The organism is Photorhabdus temperata (assembly GCF_025384845.1).
In the GTDB taxonomy this organism is placed as follows: Bacteria; Pseudomonadota; Gammaproteobacteria; order Enterobacterales; family Enterobacteriaceae; genus Photorhabdus; species Photorhabdus temperata.
Window position 1 is genome coordinate 48,169 of record NZ_JAJAFX010000031.1, and the last position, 17,538, is coordinate 65,706.

Here is a 17,538-nt window from a genome sequence, read left to right on the forward strand (position 1 = left end):
ACATGATAAGTCAGATTAGTGGGTGGCGTTATTCTTCGTCAAATCCTGAATCAAATAGATTAATGATAGCGGCAAGAGCCTGTTCTTCATCTGGGCCACTGGCTTCAACTTCAATATAGCTGCCTTTTTCTGAATCCAGCATCAGCATAGCAATCACGCTGCTGGCTTCAGCTTCAACATGGCTATCATTGCGCAAGACAACATGAGATTCAAAGAGCTGTACCAGATCATACAGCTTCATTGCTGGCCGGGCGTGCATTCCCAGCCGGTTTTTGATTTCAAGTTTCTGCTTGACAGTCATTATTTTCGCTTTTCGAGAGTACGGTGGCGCGACTGTACGTTTTTGCCACGGGAGCGGAAATAGTCAGCTAACTGCTCTGCCACATAAACAGAACGGTGTTTACCACCGGTGCAGCCAATCGCCACGGTCAGATAACTGCGGTTATTGGTTTCAAGCATGGGTAGCCAGAGTTCAAGATAACTGCGGGTCTGATAGATGAAGTTATGCACTTCCGTATGGCGGTCGAGAAAAGCGGCTACGGGACGATCAAGACCTGTCATTGGCCGCAGCTTTGGGTCCCAGTGTGGGTTTGGCAGGAAACGTACGTCAAAAACATAGTCGGCATCAATTGGAATGCCATGTTTGAAGCCGAAAGATTCAAAGACCATTGTCAGCTCACGTTCCCGTTTGCCCAGCAGACGGGTCCTTAACATCTCAGCCAGTTCATGGACTGACATTTCGGAAGTGTCGATAATCAGATCTGCTCTTGAACGAAGTGGCTCCAGCAGATCGCTTTCTTGATCAATCGCGCTTTCCAGAGAAAGGTTTTTGCTTGATAGTGGATGCAGACGGCGGGTATCGCTGTAACGACGGATTAGCGTATTACGGTCAGCATCAAGAAACAGTAATTGCGGTGAGAAACTGGCTGGTAGTTTAGTCAGGGCTTCTTCGAAAACTTCGGGGGATTCCGGCATGTTTCTTACATCAATACTGACAGCAGCAGAAATATCGCGGTCAGCCAGCGTATTGGCTAATTCCGGCAGCAACACTACCGGCAAGTTGTCTACACAATAAAAACCCATATCTTCCAGTGCGCGCAAGGCAACGGATTTACCCGAACCGGAACGGCCACTGACTATCATCAGCACCATGAGGCGACTCCCCTTAATTTCTCAGTGGTTATTATTATGAGCCACTGTTATCTGTTGCTCTCCATTCATTGCAACAGCTATTCAGTGATAATTGCGTAAAGTTCTTCATCACTTTGTGCCGATCTCAAACGACGGCAGAGATTTTTATCTGCAAGGCGTTTGGCAATCAATGACAGTGTGTGCAAGTGTGTTTGGCATTGATCGTTTGGAACCAATAAAGCAAACAGCAAATCGACTGGTTGATTATCAATGGCATCGAAAGCAATGGGTTGTTCCAGATTGAGGAAAACGCCAACAGCTTGATCTGAGCTTTCTTCATCCAGCTTACCGTGAGGGATAGCAATACCACTGCCAATTCCAGTAGTGCCTACTTTTTCTCTGGTCAATATTGCTTCGAATACAATATTCTCGGGTAATTTAAGCCGCTTAGATGCCAGCTCACTGATAATCTCTAAAGCCCGTTTTTTGCTCGAACAATGTACATTATTGCGCGTACATTCGAGGGAAAGAACAGAGCTTAGTAGTAAATCTGCTTGGTTATTCATTTTTCTATTCGCTTAGGTGCTTAATTGATACCGGATGCCATAGATTATCTGTGGCATCCGGTATTTGTGCACTGTTTTACAGCAAGACTCCGCTGTTTTTACTACAGCTATTGTTAAATAACTGTTAATGTTGTCTCAGTTTATCTTTATGTTTGGTTAACTGACGAGCCAGCTTATCAACTAGTCCATCAATTGCTGCATACATATCTTCATGTTCTGAGGATGCGTGCAACTCGCCTCCGTTAATATGTACCGTGGCTTCGGCGATTTGTTGTACCTTCTCCACACGGAGGATTACCTGAGTCAGGTTGATCCTGTCGAAATATTGATCCAGCTTGCTGCATTTTGCAGTGATAATGTCGCGTAATGCATCAGTAATTTCAATATTGTGGCCAGTTATTTTGAGTTGCATATTGTCTTCCTTCTCTGTTCATTTCAAACCAGACGCTTACGTTGGTTTGATGGCGGAATGGATAACGACTCTCGATATTTTGCGACAGTCCGTCGGGCAACTATAATGCCTTGATCGGCTAGCATGCTCGTCAGTTTGCTGTCACTTAATGGTTTGGCGGAGTTCTCCGCTGCTACCAGTTTTTTCACCAAAGCCCGTATTGCAGTTGAAGAGGCTTCGCCTCCACTTTCTGTATTAACATGGCTGGAGAAAAAATACTTCAATTCAAAAATGCCACGTGGGCTGTGCAGGAATTTTTGGGTAGTCACCCTGGAAATGGTAGATTCATGCATATCGACCTGGAAGGCAATATCTGCCAAAACCATGGGCTTCATATGTTCTTCGCCATGTTCAAAAAACTCCTGTTGCTGCTCTACAATGCAGCGCGTAACTTTCAGCAGAGTATCATTTCGGCTTTCCAGGCTTTTGATAAGCCATTTAGCTTCCTGTAGGTTATTGCGGATAAACTGGCTGTCACTTTCATTGTGTGTATGTTGCCCAAGTTCCGCATAATGCTGATTAATGTGTAAACGGGGAATGCTATCTGTATTTAATTCTACTTGCCAGTGTTCACCCTCTTTTCGAACCAGCACATCAGGGATGACATACTCTGATTCACCTGTGTTTACCGCCAAGCCAGGTCTTGGTTCAAGTGACTGAATTAAATCAATCACTTCTTTCAGTGTATCTTCTTTCAAGCGACTTAAGCGGATTAAATTGCGGAAATCCCGATTACCCAGTAACTCCAGATGTTCGCAGACGATCAGTTTCGCCTCTTTCAGATAAGGTGTTTCTGGTGGGAACATTGATAGCTGGATCAGTAGACAATCTTTTAGATTACGGGCAGCGACACCGATAGGATCGAAATGTTGCACTCGTTTGAGCACGGCTTCCACTTCTGTCAGAGTCAGTTGATCGTCGCCAATGCTAGCAAGGATATCCTCCAGTGGTACAGTAAGGTAGCCTGTATCATCTACGGCATCAATGATTGATGTAGCAATTGCTGCATCTGTTTCCGTGAAAGGGGTCAGTCCTGCCTGCCACATTAAATAGTCTTGCAGGGTTTGGACTGTTTCACCTTGGTAAAGCGGCAGGTCGTCATCACTATAGTCATTACGTGTACCGGAAGGTGTACCAGCTGTATAAATTTCATCCCAGCTGGCATCCAGTGGCAACTCATCCGGTATATCCTTTTGTTGCAGGGCATCAAGCGTATCCATAACGTCAGTTTCGTTGTCGGGAGATTCTTGATTACTGATTTCTTGATGATCTTCATCCTGCTCAAGCAAAGGGTTCATTTCTAACGCTTGCTGTATTTCCTGTTGAAGTTCAAGCGTAGAAAGTTGCAACAAACGAATGGCTTGTTGGAGCTGTGGTGTCATAGCCAGTTGCTGACTGAGCCTGAGTTGCAAACTTTGCTTCATAGCGTTAAATCAATTCTCCTGGCTGAATTAGAGCCGGAAACCTTCGCCTAAATAAACGCGCTTCACCTGTTCATTATTAAGGATATCACTCGGTGTGCCGTGAGCAATCAACTGCCCTTGGCTGACGATATAAGCACGCTCACAGACATCCAATGTTTCACGGACGTTATGGTCTGTGATCAGGACGCCTAGCCCGTAATCCCTCAAATGCTGAATAATTTTTTTGATATCGATTACTGAGATTGGATCTACGCCGGCGAAAGGTTCATCCAGCAAAATAAATTTAGGATTGGCGGCCAGTGCGCGGGCAATCTCTACGCGGCGACGCTCACCCCCGGAAAGGGATTGACCCAGATTGTCCCGTAGGTGGCTGATATGGAACTCCTCCATCAGCTCTTCGGCACGTTCCTTTCGTTGTTCCTGTGTCAGATCCTGACGGATCTCCAATACGGCCATCAGATTGTCGAAGACGCTCAGACGGCGGAAAATAGAAGCTTCCTGAGGCAAGTAGCCAATACCACGGCGCGCCCGTTCGTGAAGTGGCAGTAGGCTGATATCTTCGCCATCAATGGTAATTGTCCCGGCATCCCGTGAAACAATGCCTACGACCATATAAAAAGTCGTGGTTTTCCCTGCGCCGTTAGGGCCAAGCAGACCAACAATTTCACCGGAGTTCACGTTTAAGCTGACATTTTCAACGACCTTACGGCCTTTGTAAGCTTTTGCCAGGTTTTCTGCGTTTAGTATTGCCATATCTCGTTATTTACTCTTGTTGTTAACCGCAGGGCTTTCTTCTTGTAACTGAGAAGGTAACAGAACAGTTGTCACTCGTTTACCTTTGTCACTGAACGCTTCCATTTGCTGGGTTGGGACCAGGTAAGTGATACGGTCGCCTTTTATATTGCTGTCTAATTGTTCCAGATAGGCGTTGCCAGTCAGTGTAACCAGCTCCTTATCCATTTCGTAACGCATTTTGGCGCCGCGGCCTTTGATGGGTTTGCCGTTGTCCTGTAGCTGATAGAAAGTGACCGGATTACCAAATGCCTCAACAACCATTTTTTTAGAATCGCCATCTGGGCGGGTCACAACAACTTTGTCAGCGTGGATATCAATAGAGCCCTGTTTAACGATCACGTTTTCTGTAAATGTGGCAGTGTTCCCGGTCATGTCAAGGGATTGCTTGGCAGAATCAATAGAAATTGGTTTCTGTGTGTCATCTTTCAGTGCCAGAGCCGGAAGACTGACTGTAAAAATGGCACTGGCAATAAGAGCATTACGGATTCTGTTGTTCATGTTGGATTTCATAGTAGGTGTTAACCTTTTCAATCAGTTCAGCGGTTTTGTTCCGCAGATTGCCACGCATTTTCATACCGACGGACTTCAATCCTACGCCAATCAGTGTGACCTGATCGTCGGATGAAACATCCTGAGTTACCAGATTGACGATAGCATTTTCTGTGGTAATACGCTGTAATTGTGTCGTATCAGTCAGGCTGTCAACCTGCACATCTCCGTAAAGATAGAGCATTCTGTCGTTGGTCAGTTTGGCTTTGTTCGCACGAACTGTCCATGTAGCAATGGCATTTGAGTCATATGTCGTTAATACCGGCTTGGTAAACCAGGTAAGTTTTGACTCAGCATAATTCTGGACGTCATCAGCGACCAGTTTGTACGTCAGCTTACCCGTAGGATCATAAACAAAGGTTATGGTTTCCTGGCTTTGGTATGTTGGCTGACTGTTATCTGTATCAGAAGATGAGTTAGTCTCGTCTGAATCAGATAAGTTCCAGCCAATTAACGCCAGGGTGATTAATGCCAGTATTATAGCCAGCCAGGATTTGATTTTATCCATTCTCGTTTCGCTTCAACCTACTATATTGATAATCCTTTGGCCTCTTCCAGTTTATTCTGAGCGAAAAGCACCAAATCACAAAGTTCTCTTACTGCACCGCGCCCCCCAGCAATCCGGGTGACATAATGTGCTTTTGGTAATAGCAGTGGATGCGCGTCTGCCACAGCGACAGATAAGCCCACTTGTTCCATGACCGGCCAGTCAATCAGATCATCACCGATGTAAGCAACCTGTTCTGGTGTTAGTCCCAGTTTATCTAACAGTTCTCTATACGCCAAAACCTTATCACTTTGTCCTTGGTAAAGATGTGTAATGCCCAGTGTATTTGCTCGATCTTCCAGCAATTTTGCCCGACGGCCGGTAATAATAGCGACTTCGATTCCTGAAGTAATCAGGCAACGAATTCCGTAGCCATCACGAACGTTAAACGTTTTCAATTCTTCGCCGTTATTGCCCATATATATCAGGCCATCAGACATCACACCGTCAACGTCGCAAATCAGCAGACGGATTCTACCGGCTTTTTCAATAATGTCTTTATTAACTGGACCATAACAGGTATCCAGATAAACTAATTGGCTCATTAAGACGTTCTCTCAGGTTAAACTACGCCAGCTTGTAGCAGGTCATGCATATGTAATACACCAAGTAATTTATTTTCCTCGGTAACCAGTAAGGAAGTGATATGGCGTGATTGCATTAAGTTTAATGCATCAACGGCAAGAGCATTCGGTTTGATACGGATACCGCCAGTTGTCATAACAGCTGAAATTTTGACATTGTACAAATCAATTCCCATATCAAACACTCGCCGCAAGTCACCATCGGTAAAAATACCATCAATATACATATTTTCATCGCAAACGACGGTCATACCCAGTTTTTGGCGGGTGATTTCGACGAGAGCTTCACGTAAAGAGGCATCGCGATTCACTCTTGGGATATCATCACCTGTATTCATTAAATCACTCACCAGCAGCAGAAGCTTGCGCCCAAGTGTGCCGCCTGGATGTGATAGTGCGAAGTCTTCAGCGGTAAAACCACGTGCCTGGAGTAATGCAACCGCTAAAGCATCACCCATAACCAATGTTGCAGTCGTGCTGGTTGTTGGCGCTAAACCTAACGGACAGGCTTCCTGTGGGACTTTGATACACAAGTGAATGTCTGCGGCTTTGCCCATACTGCTGTTGTAATTGTTAGTCATGCAGATAAGCGGAATTTTTTGACGTTTCAATGCGGGGATCAATGACAGAATTTCATTGGATTCACCCGAGTTTGAGATGGCTAAAACGATATCTTTAGGTGTAACCATACCGAGATCGCCGTGGCTGGCTTCTCCCGGATGAACGAAAAAGGAGGAGGTACCCGTACTGGCGAAAGTTGCAGCAATTTTACACCCGATGTGGCCGGATTTGCCCATCCCCATGACAATAACCTTACCTTCACAGTTGAACATTAGTTCACAGGTGCGGGCAAAATCTTCATTGATATAGTGTTCAAGTTCTGCCAACCCATCACGTTCTATCTGTAAAACTTTCTTACCCGCTTGCTGAAAATCAATCTTAGGCATTTCTTTTTCCTACTAATTTGTGTTTATTCAATACTGTAATTGCAAATAAACAGCACGATAAAATAAGCGATAAAGCAGCTTAATAACAGGACACCTTTAAATCGGTTTAACCGGTGTTTACGACCCAGACAAAATGCAGCAAATATTGTGCTGGCTACCATCATCACCCAAAAATCACGGTGGAAAGATGCCGGGGAAATGGTTGCTGGTGAGAGTAATGCGGGAAGGCCCAAAACAATTGATATATTGAATATATTCGAACCTATAATATTCCCGAATGCAATATCATCTTCTCCTTTGAATGCGGCTGCAATAGAGGTTGCTAATTCTGGCAGGCTGGTACCGACCGCAAGCACAGTAAGCCCGATAACTAATTCACTAATACCATAAATGCGGGCAATAACCGTTGCATTATCAATAACCATGCGGGTTGCCATAGGTAAAATAATCAACCCTAATAGTATCCAAAGCAGGGCAATGCGTTTATTGCCTTCCCGCGGTAATTCAGAAACCTGCTCTTGTGTGTAAATATCAGTTTCGGCACAGCGTGGCAGAGCCGCCATTTTTATCATCAGTAATATATACGCAATGGCAGAAGCCAGTAATACTAACCCGTCCATTCGACTGAGATAGTTATCACTCATCAAATAACCACAGAAAGCGGTGATCAGCAGCATTAAGGGCAGTTCTTGCCGCAGCATTTCTGATTTTACTTCCAGTGGGCGAATAAATGCAGCAGCGCCGGTTATCAGCAGCAGATTGGTAATGTTGGAGCCAATAACATTACCAACCGCCATATCAGGTTGGCCGTCTAGCATGGCAGTGGCTGAAACCATTAATTCGGGCAGAGATGTTCCGATGCCAACAATGGTAGTACCAATAATAAAAGGAGGCAGTCCCAGAGTACGGGCAAAAATTGCAGCACCATATACTAATCTATCGGAACCATATACCAGTAAAATCAACCCGGTAATTAAGAGTAAAAAGGTCAGAAGCATGGAGCGTCCCTTGTAAGGTATATTCCGAATTTAATATTAACGTTGGTTGATTTCTTAAACAAAAATTGTTTGTTCAGTTAGATGGGGTATATTCTGACGGCGGAGGATGGAAAAGTAAAATTTGTCACAACTTTGGTAGCGAAAATTCTCAAGCTTTTTTGTAGTATATGTGATTAATATATGAACCAAATATAAAGCCAATTTATTAACCGTTAAGGTCTATCAATAATGAGTCAACAAACAGCAAATCTCATCGAGATCCGTGGCATGTATTTTACCCGTGGTAACCGTCCGATTTTTGCTGATATTAATCTGGCGGTGCCCAAAGGAAAAGTCACTGCAATTATGGGGCCTTCTGGGATCGGGAAAACAACACTATTACGGTTGATTGGCGGTCAGTTGCGCCCTGAACGGGGAGAGATCTGGTTTGATGGCGATAATATTCCTGCTTTATCCCGTTCTCGTTTGTATGCGGCCCGTAAGAAGATGAGTATGTTGTTTCAGTCCGGGGCATTATTCACTGATCTGAATGTTTTTGAGAACGTCGCTTTTCCGCTGCGTGAACATACGAATCTGCCTGAAGAAATTATACAGACGACTGTCATGATGAAATTGGAGGCTGTTGGGTTACGTGGCGCCGCGAATTTGATGCCTTCTGAACTTTCCGGTGGTATGGCAAGGCGTGCTGCTCTGGCTCGCGCCATTGCACTTGATCCTGACCTGATTATGTTTGATGAGCCTTTTGTTGGTCAGGACCCGATTACGATGGGGGTTTTGGTGAAACTCATTGATGAACTGAATAAGGCGCTTGGTGTGACCTGTGTGGTTGTTTCCCACGATGTGCCGGAAGTTCTGAGCATTGCAGATTATGCTTATATTATGGCTGAACAACAGATTATTGCAGAGGGTACCGCTCAACAGTTGCAGTCTAATTCTGATCAGCGGGTACGGCAATTTCTCGATGGCATTGCTGATGGGCCGGTACCTTTCCGTTTCCCGGCAGGGGATTATAAAACTGAGTTATTAGGATAGTGTAATGTTGATGTTAACACAGGCGCTGGCGGCACTTGGCAGGCGGGCCATCGAGGCATTCGCCTCTTTTGGCCGTGCCGGTTTTATGCTGTTTAGCGCGGTAATTGGCAAGCCAGAACCTGCCAGACAATGGCCATTACTCCGACAACAGCTTTACAGCGTAGGTGTTCGGTCATTGTTGATTATTATGGTTTCAGGATTATTTATTGGCATGGTGCTCGGCTTACAGGGGTATCTGATACTGACAACCTACAGCGCGGAAGCCAGTCTTGGCATGATGGTGGCGCTGTCTCTGTTACGTGAACTGGGGCCGGTTGTTACTGCACTGTTGTTTGCCGGTCGTGCAGGATCAGCGCTAACCGCAGAAATCGGTTTGATGAAAGCCACGGAACAAATTTCCAGTCTGGAGATGATGGCGGTAGATCCATTACGGCGTGTGATAGCACCCCGTTTCTGGGCCGGGTTTATCAGTATGCCGTTATTATCCTTGATTTTTGTGGCTGTAGGCATTTGGGGTGGCGCAGTGGTTGGAGTTGATTGGAAGGGGATCGACAGCGGTTTCTTCTGGTCTGCAATGCAGTCTGCTATAGAGTGGCAGAAAGATTTGCTTAACTGTTTTATTAAAAGCGTCGTTTTCGCCATTACCGTGACTTGGATTGCTTTATTTAATGGTTATGATGCGATCCCCACCTCAGAAGGGATCAGCCGGGCAACAACCAGAACGGTGGTTCATGCTTCGTTAGCCGTTTTAGGTTTGGATTTCGTGCTGACAGCACTCATGTTTGGGAATTAAGTCAATGCAAAGCAAGAAAATTGAAGTTTGGGTTGGATTTTTTGTCTTGATTGCACTGGCTGCAATCGTCTTTTTATGCCTGAAAGTGGCAGATATTAAATCGGTCGGTAACCAACCGACTTACCGTTTATACGCAACTTTTGACAATATCGGCGGTCTTAAAGTGCGCTCACCGGTAAAAATTGGTGGTGTGGTGATTGGCCGTGTTGCAACTATCTCTCTTGATGAAAAAACTTATACACCGCAGGTGGCGCTGGATATCATGAAGCAATATGACCGTATCCCTGATACCAGTTCTCTTTCCATCCGCACTTCGGGTCTATTGGGTGAACAATATATTGCCCTGAATATGGGGTTTGAAGATCCAGATATGGGAACCAATATCCTGAAAGAAGGAGACCGCGTGCAGGATACTAAATCAGCGATGGTACTTGAGGATCTGATTGGTCAGTTCTTGTATAAGGGGGGTGATAACTCTCAGAGTGGAGCAGAACATACTCCGGCACCAACCCGCAATTGAATATCGTTAAGAGGAACCAATTATGTTGAAGAGATTATTAATGGTGGCGCTGTTGGTGGTTGCGCCATTAGCTAGCGCAGTTGATCAGACGAACCCTTACAAATTGATGCAGGATGCGGCAGAAAAGACGTTTACCCGCTTGAAGAATAGTCAGTCACAAATTCGTCAAAATCCAGATTATTTGCGCCAGGTGGTGAAAGAAGAATTACTGCCCTATGTACATATCAAATATGCTGGGGCATTAGTTCTGGGGAGCTATTATAAAGATTCGACGCCAGCACAACGTGAGGCTTATTTTACCGCATTTGAATCTTACCTTGAGCAGGTTTATGGGCAGGCTCTGGCAATGTATCACGATCAGACTTATCAGATTGATCCTGAAAAACCATTGGGAGACAACAATATCGTTGCGATTCGTGTCACTATCATTGATTCAAATGGCCGCCCGCCGGTTCGTCTTGATTTTCAGTGGCGTAAAAACAGCAAAACGGGTCATTGGCAAGCATACGATATGATTGCTGAAGGTGTCAGTATGATTACAACTAAACAGAGTGAATGGGCTTCTATCTTACGTCAGCAAGGTATTGATGGTTTGACTAAGCAACTTGAAATCAGTGCCCGGCAGCCCATTACGCTGGAAGAGAAAAAGTAACATGAATGAGAGTCTGAGCTGGGAAAAAACAGGGCAAACATTGATCCTCAAAGGTATTTTGGATCGTGACACTTTGCTGCCTCTCTGGCAGCAAAAAGAAAAATTACTGACCGGTATCAACGGCGTCAATGTGTCACAGCTTGAGCATGTGGATTCTACCGGGTTGGCTCTTTTAATCCGTTTTAAACATCATATGCGAAAGGAAGGGGTTAAACTGCTCTTTTCCGGCGTCAGTGAACGGCTTGGCACCTTGATTACGCTTTACGATCTGCAAGAAATTATCATGGATAGCTAGCCGAAAATCTCAGTAATTATCTGTATAATCAGCGCCCTTGTAAGCAAAAATGTTACAAGGGCGTTTTCATTGTTTAAGAGTAAGTCGGATTCTATTAGGATAGACGACGGTCTATTATTTCTAACTACAGAATTGAGCAATTATGGATACCAATGAGATTAAACAAGTGCTGATGGATAAATTAGCACTGGATGAAGTCATCGTTAACGGAGATGGCAGCCATTTCCAAGTTATTGTGGTTGGTGAAATGTTTGCCGGCATGAGCCGGGTAAAACAGCAGCAAGCCGTTTATGCGCCTTTGATGGAATACATTGCTGATAATCGTATTCATGCCCTGTCAATCAAAGCTTATACACCGGATGATTGGAAGCGGGATCGTAAGCTCAACGGTTTTTGATGCTGTTTGCCTCGCCGCGAACAGCAAATTATATAAAGAGAGTCGTCACAGATGGATAAATTTCGTGTGAAGGGACCAACTCGTCTGTCGGGTGAGGTTTCTATTTCCGGGGCAAAAAATGCTGCACTGCCAATTTTGTTCGCCGCATTGTTGGCTGAAGAGCCTGTTGAGTTGCAAAATGTTCCAGAACTGAAAGATATTGACACTACAATCAAATTATTGAATTGCCTTGGGACCAAAATTGAGCGTAATGGTTCTGTCTTTGTGGATGCCCGTAGTGTGAATCAATATTGCGCGCCTTACGATCTGGTAAAAACGATGCGTGCCTCTATTTGGGCGTTAGGTCCGCTGGTCGCGCGTTTTGGTCAGGGGCAAGTTTCTTTACCTGGTGGTTGTGCTATCGGCGCACGCCCGGTTGATCTGCATATCAGTGGCCTGGAACAGTTAGGGGCTGAAATTGTTCTGGAAGAGGGCTACGTTAAAGCTTCCGTTAATGGACGTCTGAAAGGGGCTTGCATTGTGATGGATAAAGTCAGTGTCGGGGCGACAGTCACGATTATGACTGCGGCAACACTGGCTGAAGGGACAACGGTTATTGAGAATGCGGCACGCGAACCGGAAATTGAAGATACCGCCGATTTTCTCAATACCTTGGGCGCAAAAATTACAGGTGCAGGTACTGACCATATCATCATTGAAGGCGTAGAACGTCTTGGTGGTGGTGTATACCGGGTATTACCCGATCGTATTGAGACAGGTACATTCCTGATTGCGGCTGCGATATCCGGTGGTAAGGTTGTTTGCCGTCATGCTCAACCTGATACATTGGATGCCGTATTGGCTAAATTGCGTGAGGCGGGTGCTGATATTGAAATTGGTAAAGACTGGATCAGCCTTGATATGCACGGTAAACGGCCCAAAGCGGTGACATTGCGTACTGCTCCCCATCCCGGTTTCCCGACAGATATGCAAGCCCAGTTCAGCTTACTGAACTTGGTTGCTGAAGGGGTTGGTATGATCACCGAAACTATTTTTGAAAACCGTTTCATGCATATCCCTGAATTAATTCGTATGGGGGCTCATGCGGAAATTGAAAGTAATACAGTGCTTTGTCATGGTGTCAAAAAGTTGTCTGGTGCTCAGGTCATGGCGACTGATTTACGGGCATCTGCGAGTCTGGTTCTGGCGGGTTGTATTGCGGAAGGTGTGACTGTTGTTGACCGTATCTATCATATTGACCGTGGTTATGAACATATCGAAGATAAACTGCGCGGGCTTGGTGCGGATATTGAACGATTGAAATAAGCGGAAAAGTGATTTTGTTTCTTTATTTGGAAACAGGAAGCGATGTAGTTTAAAAAAACCAGATTGGTGATGGGTAGAGAAGTAAGGTGTATCCGCAGGGTCCATGGCTCAAGCCGATAAAAAACATTTATGTGCTATTACGATCTACCCATCATTACGGTTTTGATTGAGAAATTTTTACTGGGTAATTAATATTCATCAAATTCTGCAATCGTCACTTGCAGTGACAGCATTTTCCCATTACGCAATAAAGTCACAGGAACAACGCTGTCGGGGCGTATTTCAGCCACTTGATCCATTGTTTCAGTCGCAGAAATAGCAGGCTTGTTATTTACACTGGTAATGATATCACCGACCTTAATACCGGCTGTTTGGGCGGGTCCATTTGGGGTAACCTGGAATACCCGTAGCCCCTGAATCTGATTAATATTGCCGTTATAAGAGCGAATATGTGGGAGTTCTTGTGACGCTATGCCGATAAAGCCCCGGATAACCCGTCCATCACGAATAAGTTTCTGCATAATTTTTGTGGCGAGTTCAGTAGGAATAGCAAAACCCAACCCTTCTGGTGTTTCACCGTTTTCACTTTTATCAAATGATAACGTATTGATGCCCACCAATTCACCAAGGGTATTAATTAACGCACCGCCAGAGTTACCTTGATTAATGGAAGCATCTGTCTGGAGAAAGTTTTGGCGTCGGGTAGGGCTTAATCCAACGCGACCAGTAGCACTAATAATCCCTTGGGTAATGGTTTGTCCTAAATTGTAAGGGTTACCAATAGCCAGAACGATATCTCCCACATGGGCTACTCTATTTGGATTGATAGCAATGATAGGCAGATTCTCGGCATCAATTTTCAGGACTGCAAGATCTGTTAAACTGTCAGAGCCGATGACCAGGGCTTCATAAAAATGACCATCTTGTAGTGCAACAATAATTTGCCCTGCATTATTAATGACGTGTTTATTAGTAAGAATATAGCCCTTATCACTCATGATGACGCCAGAGCCCAGAGTATGATTTTCCCTGCCTTCATGAGAAAAACTCCCCATGTTGCTGCTGTAGACGTTAACCACTGCGGGAGCTGCCCTGCGGACACCTTTATTAAAGCTGAATGGAACTTCATCACTATTGTTGCTGGTGATTGCAGAAACCAGCCCGTTAGGGCGCAGTGATGGAATGGTAATCAGCAAAATTACAGCTACAAGTAATCCTAAAAAAGCAGAGCGCAGTAACTTGGCAATCATGGGTATTATTCAGCATGAGTTAATGAGTCATTGCAGGATAACATAGAAATTAACAAACACAGCATTGCGCTGTATCCCAGATTGCTGACTTTTAGCATCCGGCTATCCCTGTTGAGTTTTTAAGTGAGGTAAGATTAGCCACTCTTTATCTTAAAGTGATAAAACAGCAGTTAAGAAAAGCCATTGTTTTGTCTGTTAGCGTGGTTTTAAAATCTGAAAAAAATGGCAAGCGTATCATGAAAAAAACAGGTGAAAACTTTAATCATTAAAGGTAAAAATAATTGATTAGGGATTTTTAAAGTGGGTGAAAAATCCGATGTTATATTGACGTTGAAAGAGAAAATATTAGGAAAAATGGGTTTTAAATTTATTAATAAGATGATAAAGTTAAATAAGAATATGAGATTATATAAAAATGTTTAACTGATTTAACTACACAGGGTTGGATTTCATTTATTTGCTTATTCAAAGCACAGTTTTAAATAAAAAGTTTTTAACTTTTTAACAATGGATTTATTTTACACTTGGATATTTTTCTTACCATTTTATGGTTTTTGTCTTGTCTTTAATAAAATGGCTATTTTAGAGTAATAAATGGTATGTGCATTTAGTGAATATCATTTTAAAAAGGTTTTGGTGGTCAAAATAAAATCGTTTATTTATTAAAAATAGGATCTTCATATGATTTTCATTTAACGCCATCCACCTATACTGTTAAAATTATGTTTAAATCGATCGGTAAATTAACGCGGTGTTGCATGATAAATGCAACATAATAACGCTGGAAATAATCTAGTTCGTATTCAGTTAAATCATTTATTTGCGGATTCTGTTATTCATGGGAAATTATTTAACTGGCTTATGGGAAAATTTATTCCTTGGTTGAAAACATTATTAAAGTTGGTTCCTTTTTTTAAATGTATTGTCTGGCTAATTTATTTAATATTCTTGTTTTTCTTTTTTTACGGGGTATATAAGCATTAATAAAGCCAATTCTTTTTCTCATTTTTCATTGATGGCTTTATGATGGTCAGGTTTTAAATTGTTATTAAAAACCATTTTTTAACCTCTGGTTTTAATCGGTATAATAAGGTTTTAACCGTTGTTTTCACTACTTTTAACACCTGTTTTTTCTTAAGTTTAATCATCATGGTATATTGTGTTTTACGTTTTATCAACGTTAATTATGCTCACTTCTTATAAATCATAATTCTTTATTTTATCTTCATAAATCAACCCGTAAATAGTCTGATGGTATAAAGACACCCTTTTATGTTAATGGTTAATGGTTTTGATTAAATTTAATTAACGTATTTTTAAAAATCTACACTTATAGTTAAAACCGTCTTTTATATAAAAGCTTTAATATCTCTGTTTTGTGTTTTTAAATGGTTATGGCAGGACAGATAAATGTAAAATAATCGGAGGATAATATTGTCGATGAATACATTAAATATGACAGATAATAAGCCGTTTTTAGTCACTCTGTACCTTTTAAAAATCTGGCATTAATGGATGTCTGTTTTTTTACCCTTAGCTAACTAATCGCCAAAAGAAGCAACTTGCCGATCGCCTAAAAAGGGAAAACAAGTAAAAGGAGAAAATGCATCATGTTAAAAAGATGACAAGTCTGTAAAGCGATTATCATTCCGAGGGTTTTAGTTTTCAACTGGAGAGAGACTGCTTAATCTCGTCTTTTATCGATTCCATTTCTTGATGGATTCCAAATTGTAGTGGTCAACTAATTCCGGACAGTAAATTAAAGAAAGCCCCAGCTGTGGCTGGGGCTATGAGTTATTTTTTGGATGGATAGTTGTAATGATCAGGTATTTTGTAATCTTCTGGGATCTCCGACCATTTGCCGGTTCGAAGCAAGACTTCTGTATCTTCAGCAATGGCGTCAAAGAAGCTGGATAAGCTCATGGCATGGATTCTTATTTCTAAGATAGCTGCACGTATTGCCAGCTCATCATTGTGTATCTTTGCCTGGGCAAGTAACGCCGCTTTTGATTGTAATAACTCTAAATGTCTTACCAGCTTACTTTCCAATAGCACATTATAATCAACAGATAAATCATCAATATCTACTGAATGGGCAGATTTCTGATTCAAAATACCTAGAAAGTTTTCTTTCATCTCATCAAGGAATGAATAATTTGTCATTTTGGTAGTCTCCGTCCTTCTTCTATAGCCTTATCCGTTTTAGATCGATTAAGTGAACCATCAAGATTCAGAACAGCTTTGATCTTGTGCTTACTATCAAAGACTTCAATGTGGTTTTTATGCATTCCGTCTAGGTAGTATTTATCACCTTTAGAGATATACTCACCCACATCCCCTTTTACCTGATAAACACTCTGCCCATCGTATATTTGGTTAGTTTTCCGTGCATTATTCTTCATTTGACTGCCAAAACCAGACTGCCTAAAGAATTCACCCATATTCCCTACCGCACCCTGGTTAGGCTGATAGGGCTGTTTATTCTTCCCAACAATCGACGCAACCGAAACTTTACCAACCGCGCCACCAATACCGGCAGATTCTACCGCTTCTTTAGCTATCAGTGCACCTTTTTCCCAGGCAGGTAGCGAGTTATACAACAGCCCTAAATCGTTCTGGTTTTCTGTCGTCACAAATTGGCTGAGACGATGAGCATCTTCTTCCGACAAGTCAAACATCCATCTCAGGCCACTAACAGCATCGGCTGTTTTTATGCCACCTTCCATTTCGGCCTGATAGGTCAACGTACATAACCCACCGTTCCCGGCACAGTCAGACAACATTTCTGCCCGTTGCGCAGCGCTCAGTTCTCCGTATTTGTTCCAGATGGCTTCGGTAGAGGCACCTTGCTTATTGGCCTCTTGAAGTTCTCTGGTCAGATTATAAACACTCATGGAATGCAGGTGATTAAAGAGGATCACGATTTCACCGGCATTCGCACCACTGTTAGCACCTTCTGCGCTATTGGTCGCAATCGCACCGGCAACGCCGCCGATAATTTTACCGCCGGCCTGAATGCTCATTGGGTCGCTGAAAGTTTTATCCAGCGTGATTGCCGCCAGTTCCGCTGCCAATGCACCCGCCGCAGCCCCTTTTGCATTGCCGCCACCCATCTCGGCGGCCAGAGCGGATACAGCAGCATGGCTAATTGCCTTGCCGGGTAAACCTAATATTTGACCGTTTTTCCCAATTAAATTAGCCCCTTCCGCATTAATCTGCTTGCCGATATTGGCAAGTAATGCGGTGGTGAAGTTATCTTTAAAGCTGCCGCCATTGATGGTTGTCCCCAGGCTGGAACTGAT

Annotated in this window: 21 protein-coding genes; 7 read left to right on the forward strand and 14 right to left on the reverse strand. The window is 43.4% G+C overall.

The genetic code is table 11. From position 1 onward, the window contains the following. Window positions 1–28: 28 nt before the first annotated feature. The 11 genes from npr to LGZ99_RS13610 form a co-directional block, all read right to left on the reverse strand. Window positions 29–301, reverse strand: a complete 273-nt coding sequence (gene npr, locus LGZ99_RS13560; protein WP_021323559.1) for a PTS phosphocarrier protein NPr — start codon at window positions 299–301, stop codon at window positions 29–31. Then, on the reverse strand, window positions 301–1,152 hold the full coding sequence (rapZ, locus tag LGZ99_RS13565; protein ID WP_021323560.1) for an RNase adapter RapZ: 852 nt from the start codon (window positions 1,150–1,152) through the stop codon (window positions 301–303). Before rapZ ends, npr begins: the two co-directional genes overlap by 1 nt. A 77-nt stretch (window positions 1,153–1,229) precedes the next feature. Beyond that, window positions 1,230–1,697 carry a PTS IIA-like nitrogen regulatory protein PtsN gene (ptsN, locus tag LGZ99_RS13570; protein ID WP_036837490.1) on the reverse strand — a complete coding sequence of 156 codons (468 nt, stop codon included), beginning with the start codon at window positions 1,695–1,697 and terminating at the stop codon, window positions 1,230–1,232. Between the two features lie 124 nt (window positions 1,698–1,821). Next, window positions 1,822–2,109 (reverse strand): ribosome hibernation promoting factor, encoded by a 288-nt coding sequence (hpf, locus tag LGZ99_RS13575; protein ID WP_015835763.1) that lies wholly within the window; start codon window positions 2,107–2,109, stop codon window positions 1,822–1,824. 23 nt (window positions 2,110–2,132) lie between these two features. Further along, window positions 2,133–3,572: an RNA polymerase factor sigma-54 gene (gene rpoN, locus LGZ99_RS13580; protein ID WP_036837491.1), complete on the reverse strand. Its 1,440-nt coding sequence runs from the start codon at window positions 3,570–3,572 to the stop codon at window positions 2,133–2,135. A 27-nt stretch (window positions 3,573–3,599) separates the two neighbouring features. Then, window positions 3,600–4,325 carry an LPS export ABC transporter ATP-binding protein gene (gene lptB / locus LGZ99_RS13585; protein WP_036837493.1) on the reverse strand — a complete coding sequence of 242 codons (726 nt, stop codon included), beginning with the start codon at window positions 4,323–4,325 and terminating at the stop codon, window positions 3,600–3,602. Between the two features lie 6 nt (window positions 4,326–4,331). Next, the gene (lptA, locus tag LGZ99_RS13590; RefSeq protein WP_021323565.1) at window positions 4,332–4,865 is read right to left on the reverse strand and encodes a lipopolysaccharide ABC transporter substrate-binding protein LptA; all 534 of its coding nucleotides are present in this window, start codon (window positions 4,863–4,865) and stop codon (window positions 4,332–4,334) included. Next, window positions 4,846–5,424, reverse strand: coding sequence for an LPS export ABC transporter periplasmic protein LptC (gene lptC, locus LGZ99_RS13595; protein WP_023044062.1), 579 nt, complete (start codon window positions 5,422–5,424; stop codon window positions 4,846–4,848). The genes lptA and lptC overlap by 20 nt, the downstream gene beginning before the upstream one ends. 20 nt (window positions 5,425–5,444) lie before the next feature. Then, window positions 5,445–6,008 carry a 3-deoxy-manno-octulosonate-8-phosphatase KdsC gene (gene kdsC, locus LGZ99_RS13600; RefSeq protein WP_021323566.1) on the reverse strand — a complete coding sequence of 188 codons (564 nt, stop codon included), beginning with the start codon at window positions 6,006–6,008 and terminating at the stop codon, window positions 5,445–5,447. Between the two features lie 17 nt (window positions 6,009–6,025). Next, window positions 6,026–6,994, reverse strand: a complete 969-nt coding sequence (kdsD, locus tag LGZ99_RS13605; protein ID WP_021323567.1) for an arabinose-5-phosphate isomerase KdsD — start codon at window positions 6,992–6,994, stop codon at window positions 6,026–6,028. A 23-nt stretch (window positions 6,995–7,017) separates the two neighbouring features. Continuing rightward, a complete protein-coding gene (locus LGZ99_RS13610; RefSeq protein WP_036837495.1) occupies window positions 7,018–7,992 on the reverse strand; it encodes a calcium/sodium antiporter in 975 nt (324 codons plus the stop codon). 228 nt (window positions 7,993–8,220) lie between these two features. Between LGZ99_RS13610 and mlaF the strand changes: the two genes are divergently transcribed. The 7 genes from mlaF (at window position 8,221) to murA (ending at window position 12,986) form a co-directional block, all read left to right on the forward strand. Then, complete coding sequence (mlaF, locus tag LGZ99_RS13615) at window positions 8,221–9,024, forward strand: phospholipid ABC transporter ATP-binding protein MlaF (protein ID WP_036837498.1); 804 nt, start codon at window positions 8,221–8,223, stop codon at window positions 9,022–9,024. A gap of 10 nt (window positions 9,025–9,034) precedes the next feature. Then, window positions 9,035–9,817 (forward strand): lipid asymmetry maintenance ABC transporter permease subunit MlaE, encoded by a 783-nt coding sequence (gene mlaE / locus LGZ99_RS13620; RefSeq protein WP_036837538.1) that lies wholly within the window; start codon window positions 9,035–9,037, stop codon window positions 9,815–9,817. Window positions 9,818–9,821: 4 nt separating this feature from the next. Then, the gene (gene mlaD / locus LGZ99_RS13625) at window positions 9,822–10,337 is read left to right on the forward strand and encodes an outer membrane lipid asymmetry maintenance protein MlaD (RefSeq protein WP_023044060.1); all 516 of its coding nucleotides are present in this window, start codon (window positions 9,822–9,824) and stop codon (window positions 10,335–10,337) included. Window positions 10,338–10,359: 22 nt separating this feature from the next. Continuing rightward, a complete protein-coding gene (mlaC, locus tag LGZ99_RS13630; protein WP_036837501.1) occupies window positions 10,360–10,989 on the forward strand; it encodes a phospholipid-binding protein MlaC in 630 nt (209 codons plus the stop codon). Window position 10,990: 1 nt separating this feature from the next. Continuing rightward, window positions 10,991–11,284 carry a lipid asymmetry maintenance protein MlaB gene (gene mlaB / locus LGZ99_RS13635; protein ID WP_023044058.1) on the forward strand — a complete coding sequence of 98 codons (294 nt, stop codon included), beginning with the start codon at window positions 10,991–10,993 and terminating at the stop codon, window positions 11,282–11,284. Between the two features lie 142 nt (window positions 11,285–11,426). Then, entirely contained in the window at window positions 11,427–11,681 is a 255-nt protein-coding gene (ibaG, locus tag LGZ99_RS13640) for a BolA family iron metabolism protein IbaG (RefSeq protein WP_011148158.1), read from the forward strand. A gap of 51 nt (window positions 11,682–11,732) precedes the next feature. After that, complete coding sequence (gene murA, locus LGZ99_RS13645) at window positions 11,733–12,986, forward strand: UDP-N-acetylglucosamine 1-carboxyvinyltransferase (protein ID WP_021323572.1); 1,254 nt, start codon at window positions 11,733–11,735, stop codon at window positions 12,984–12,986. Window positions 12,987–13,174: 188 nt separating this feature from the next. On the opposite strand, the gene degS is transcribed toward murA, so the two are convergent. The 3 genes from degS to LGZ99_RS24690 all read right to left on the reverse strand — a co-directional run. Further along, entirely contained in the window at window positions 13,175–14,236 is a 1,062-nt protein-coding gene (gene degS / locus LGZ99_RS13650) for an outer membrane-stress sensor serine endopeptidase DegS (RefSeq protein WP_021323573.1), read from the reverse strand. Window positions 14,237–16,030: 1,794 nt separating this feature from the next. Then, the gene (locus tag LGZ99_RS13655; protein WP_036837504.1) at window positions 16,031–16,399 is read right to left on the reverse strand and encodes a hypothetical protein; all 369 of its coding nucleotides are present in this window, start codon (window positions 16,397–16,399) and stop codon (window positions 16,031–16,033) included. Further along, window positions 16,396–17,538 (reverse strand): DUF637 domain-containing protein (locus LGZ99_RS24690; protein WP_315903501.1); only part of this gene is annotated, 1,143 nt, incomplete at its 5' end. The genes LGZ99_RS13655 and LGZ99_RS24690, both read right to left, overlap by 4 nt.

What these genes read in the sequence shown, in the direction of transcription:
- npr (WP_021323559.1), bottom strand. Translation starts at nt 301, where the DNA reads ATGACTGTCAAGCAGAAACTTGAAATCAAAAACCGGCTGGGAATGCAC.
- rapZ (WP_021323560.1), bottom strand. Translation starts at nt 1,152, where the DNA reads ATGGTGCTGATGATAGTCAGTGGCCGTTCCGGTTCGGGTAAATCCGTT.
- ptsN (WP_036837490.1), bottom strand. Translation starts at nt 1,697, where the DNA reads ATGAATAACCAAGCAGATTTACTACTAAGCTCTGTTCTTTCCCTCGAA.
- hpf (WP_015835763.1), bottom strand. Translation starts at nt 2,109, where the DNA reads ATGCAACTCAAAATAACTGGCCACAATATTGAAATTACTGATGCATTA.
- rpoN (WP_036837491.1), bottom strand. Translation starts at nt 3,572, where the DNA reads ATGAAGCAAAGTTTGCAACTCAGGCTCAGTCAGCAACTGGCTATGACA.
- lptB (WP_036837493.1), bottom strand. Translation starts at nt 4,325, where the DNA reads ATGGCAATACTAAACGCAGAAAACCTGGCAAAAGCTTACAAAGGCCGT.
- lptA (WP_021323565.1), bottom strand. Translation starts at nt 4,865, where the DNA reads ATGAACAACAGAATCCGTAATGCTCTTATTGCCAGTGCCATTTTTACA.
- lptC (WP_023044062.1), bottom strand. Translation starts at nt 5,424, where the DNA reads ATGGATAAAATCAAATCCTGGCTGGCTATAATACTGGCATTAATCACC.
- kdsC (WP_021323566.1), bottom strand. Translation starts at nt 6,008, where the DNA reads ATGAGCCAATTAGTTTATCTGGATACCTGTTATGGTCCAGTTAATAAA.
- kdsD (WP_021323567.1), bottom strand. Translation starts at nt 6,994, where the DNA reads ATGCCTAAGATTGATTTTCAGCAAGCGGGTAAGAAAGTTTTACAGATA.
- LGZ99_RS13610 (WP_036837495.1), bottom strand. Translation starts at nt 7,992, where the DNA reads ATGCTTCTGACCTTTTTACTCTTAATTACCGGGTTGATTTTACTGGTA.
- mlaF (WP_036837498.1), top strand. Translation starts at nt 8,221, where the DNA reads ATGAGTCAACAAACAGCAAATCTCATCGAGATCCGTGGCATGTATTTT.
- mlaE (WP_036837538.1), top strand. Translation starts at nt 9,035, where the DNA reads ATGTTAACACAGGCGCTGGCGGCACTTGGCAGGCGGGCCATCGAGGCA.
- mlaD (WP_023044060.1), top strand. Translation starts at nt 9,822, where the DNA reads ATGCAAAGCAAGAAAATTGAAGTTTGGGTTGGATTTTTTGTCTTGATT.
- mlaC (WP_036837501.1), top strand. Translation starts at nt 10,360, where the DNA reads ATGTTGAAGAGATTATTAATGGTGGCGCTGTTGGTGGTTGCGCCATTA.
- mlaB (WP_023044058.1), top strand. Translation starts at nt 10,991, where the DNA reads ATGAATGAGAGTCTGAGCTGGGAAAAAACAGGGCAAACATTGATCCTC.
- ibaG (WP_011148158.1), top strand. Translation starts at nt 11,427, where the DNA reads ATGGATACCAATGAGATTAAACAAGTGCTGATGGATAAATTAGCACTG.
- murA (WP_021323572.1), top strand. Translation starts at nt 11,733, where the DNA reads ATGGATAAATTTCGTGTGAAGGGACCAACTCGTCTGTCGGGTGAGGTT.
- degS (WP_021323573.1), bottom strand. Translation starts at nt 14,236, where the DNA reads ATGATTGCCAAGTTACTGCGCTCTGCTTTTTTAGGATTACTTGTAGCT.
- LGZ99_RS13655 (WP_036837504.1), bottom strand. Translation starts at nt 16,399, where the DNA reads ATGACAAATTATTCATTCCTTGATGAGATGAAAGAAAACTTTCTAGGT.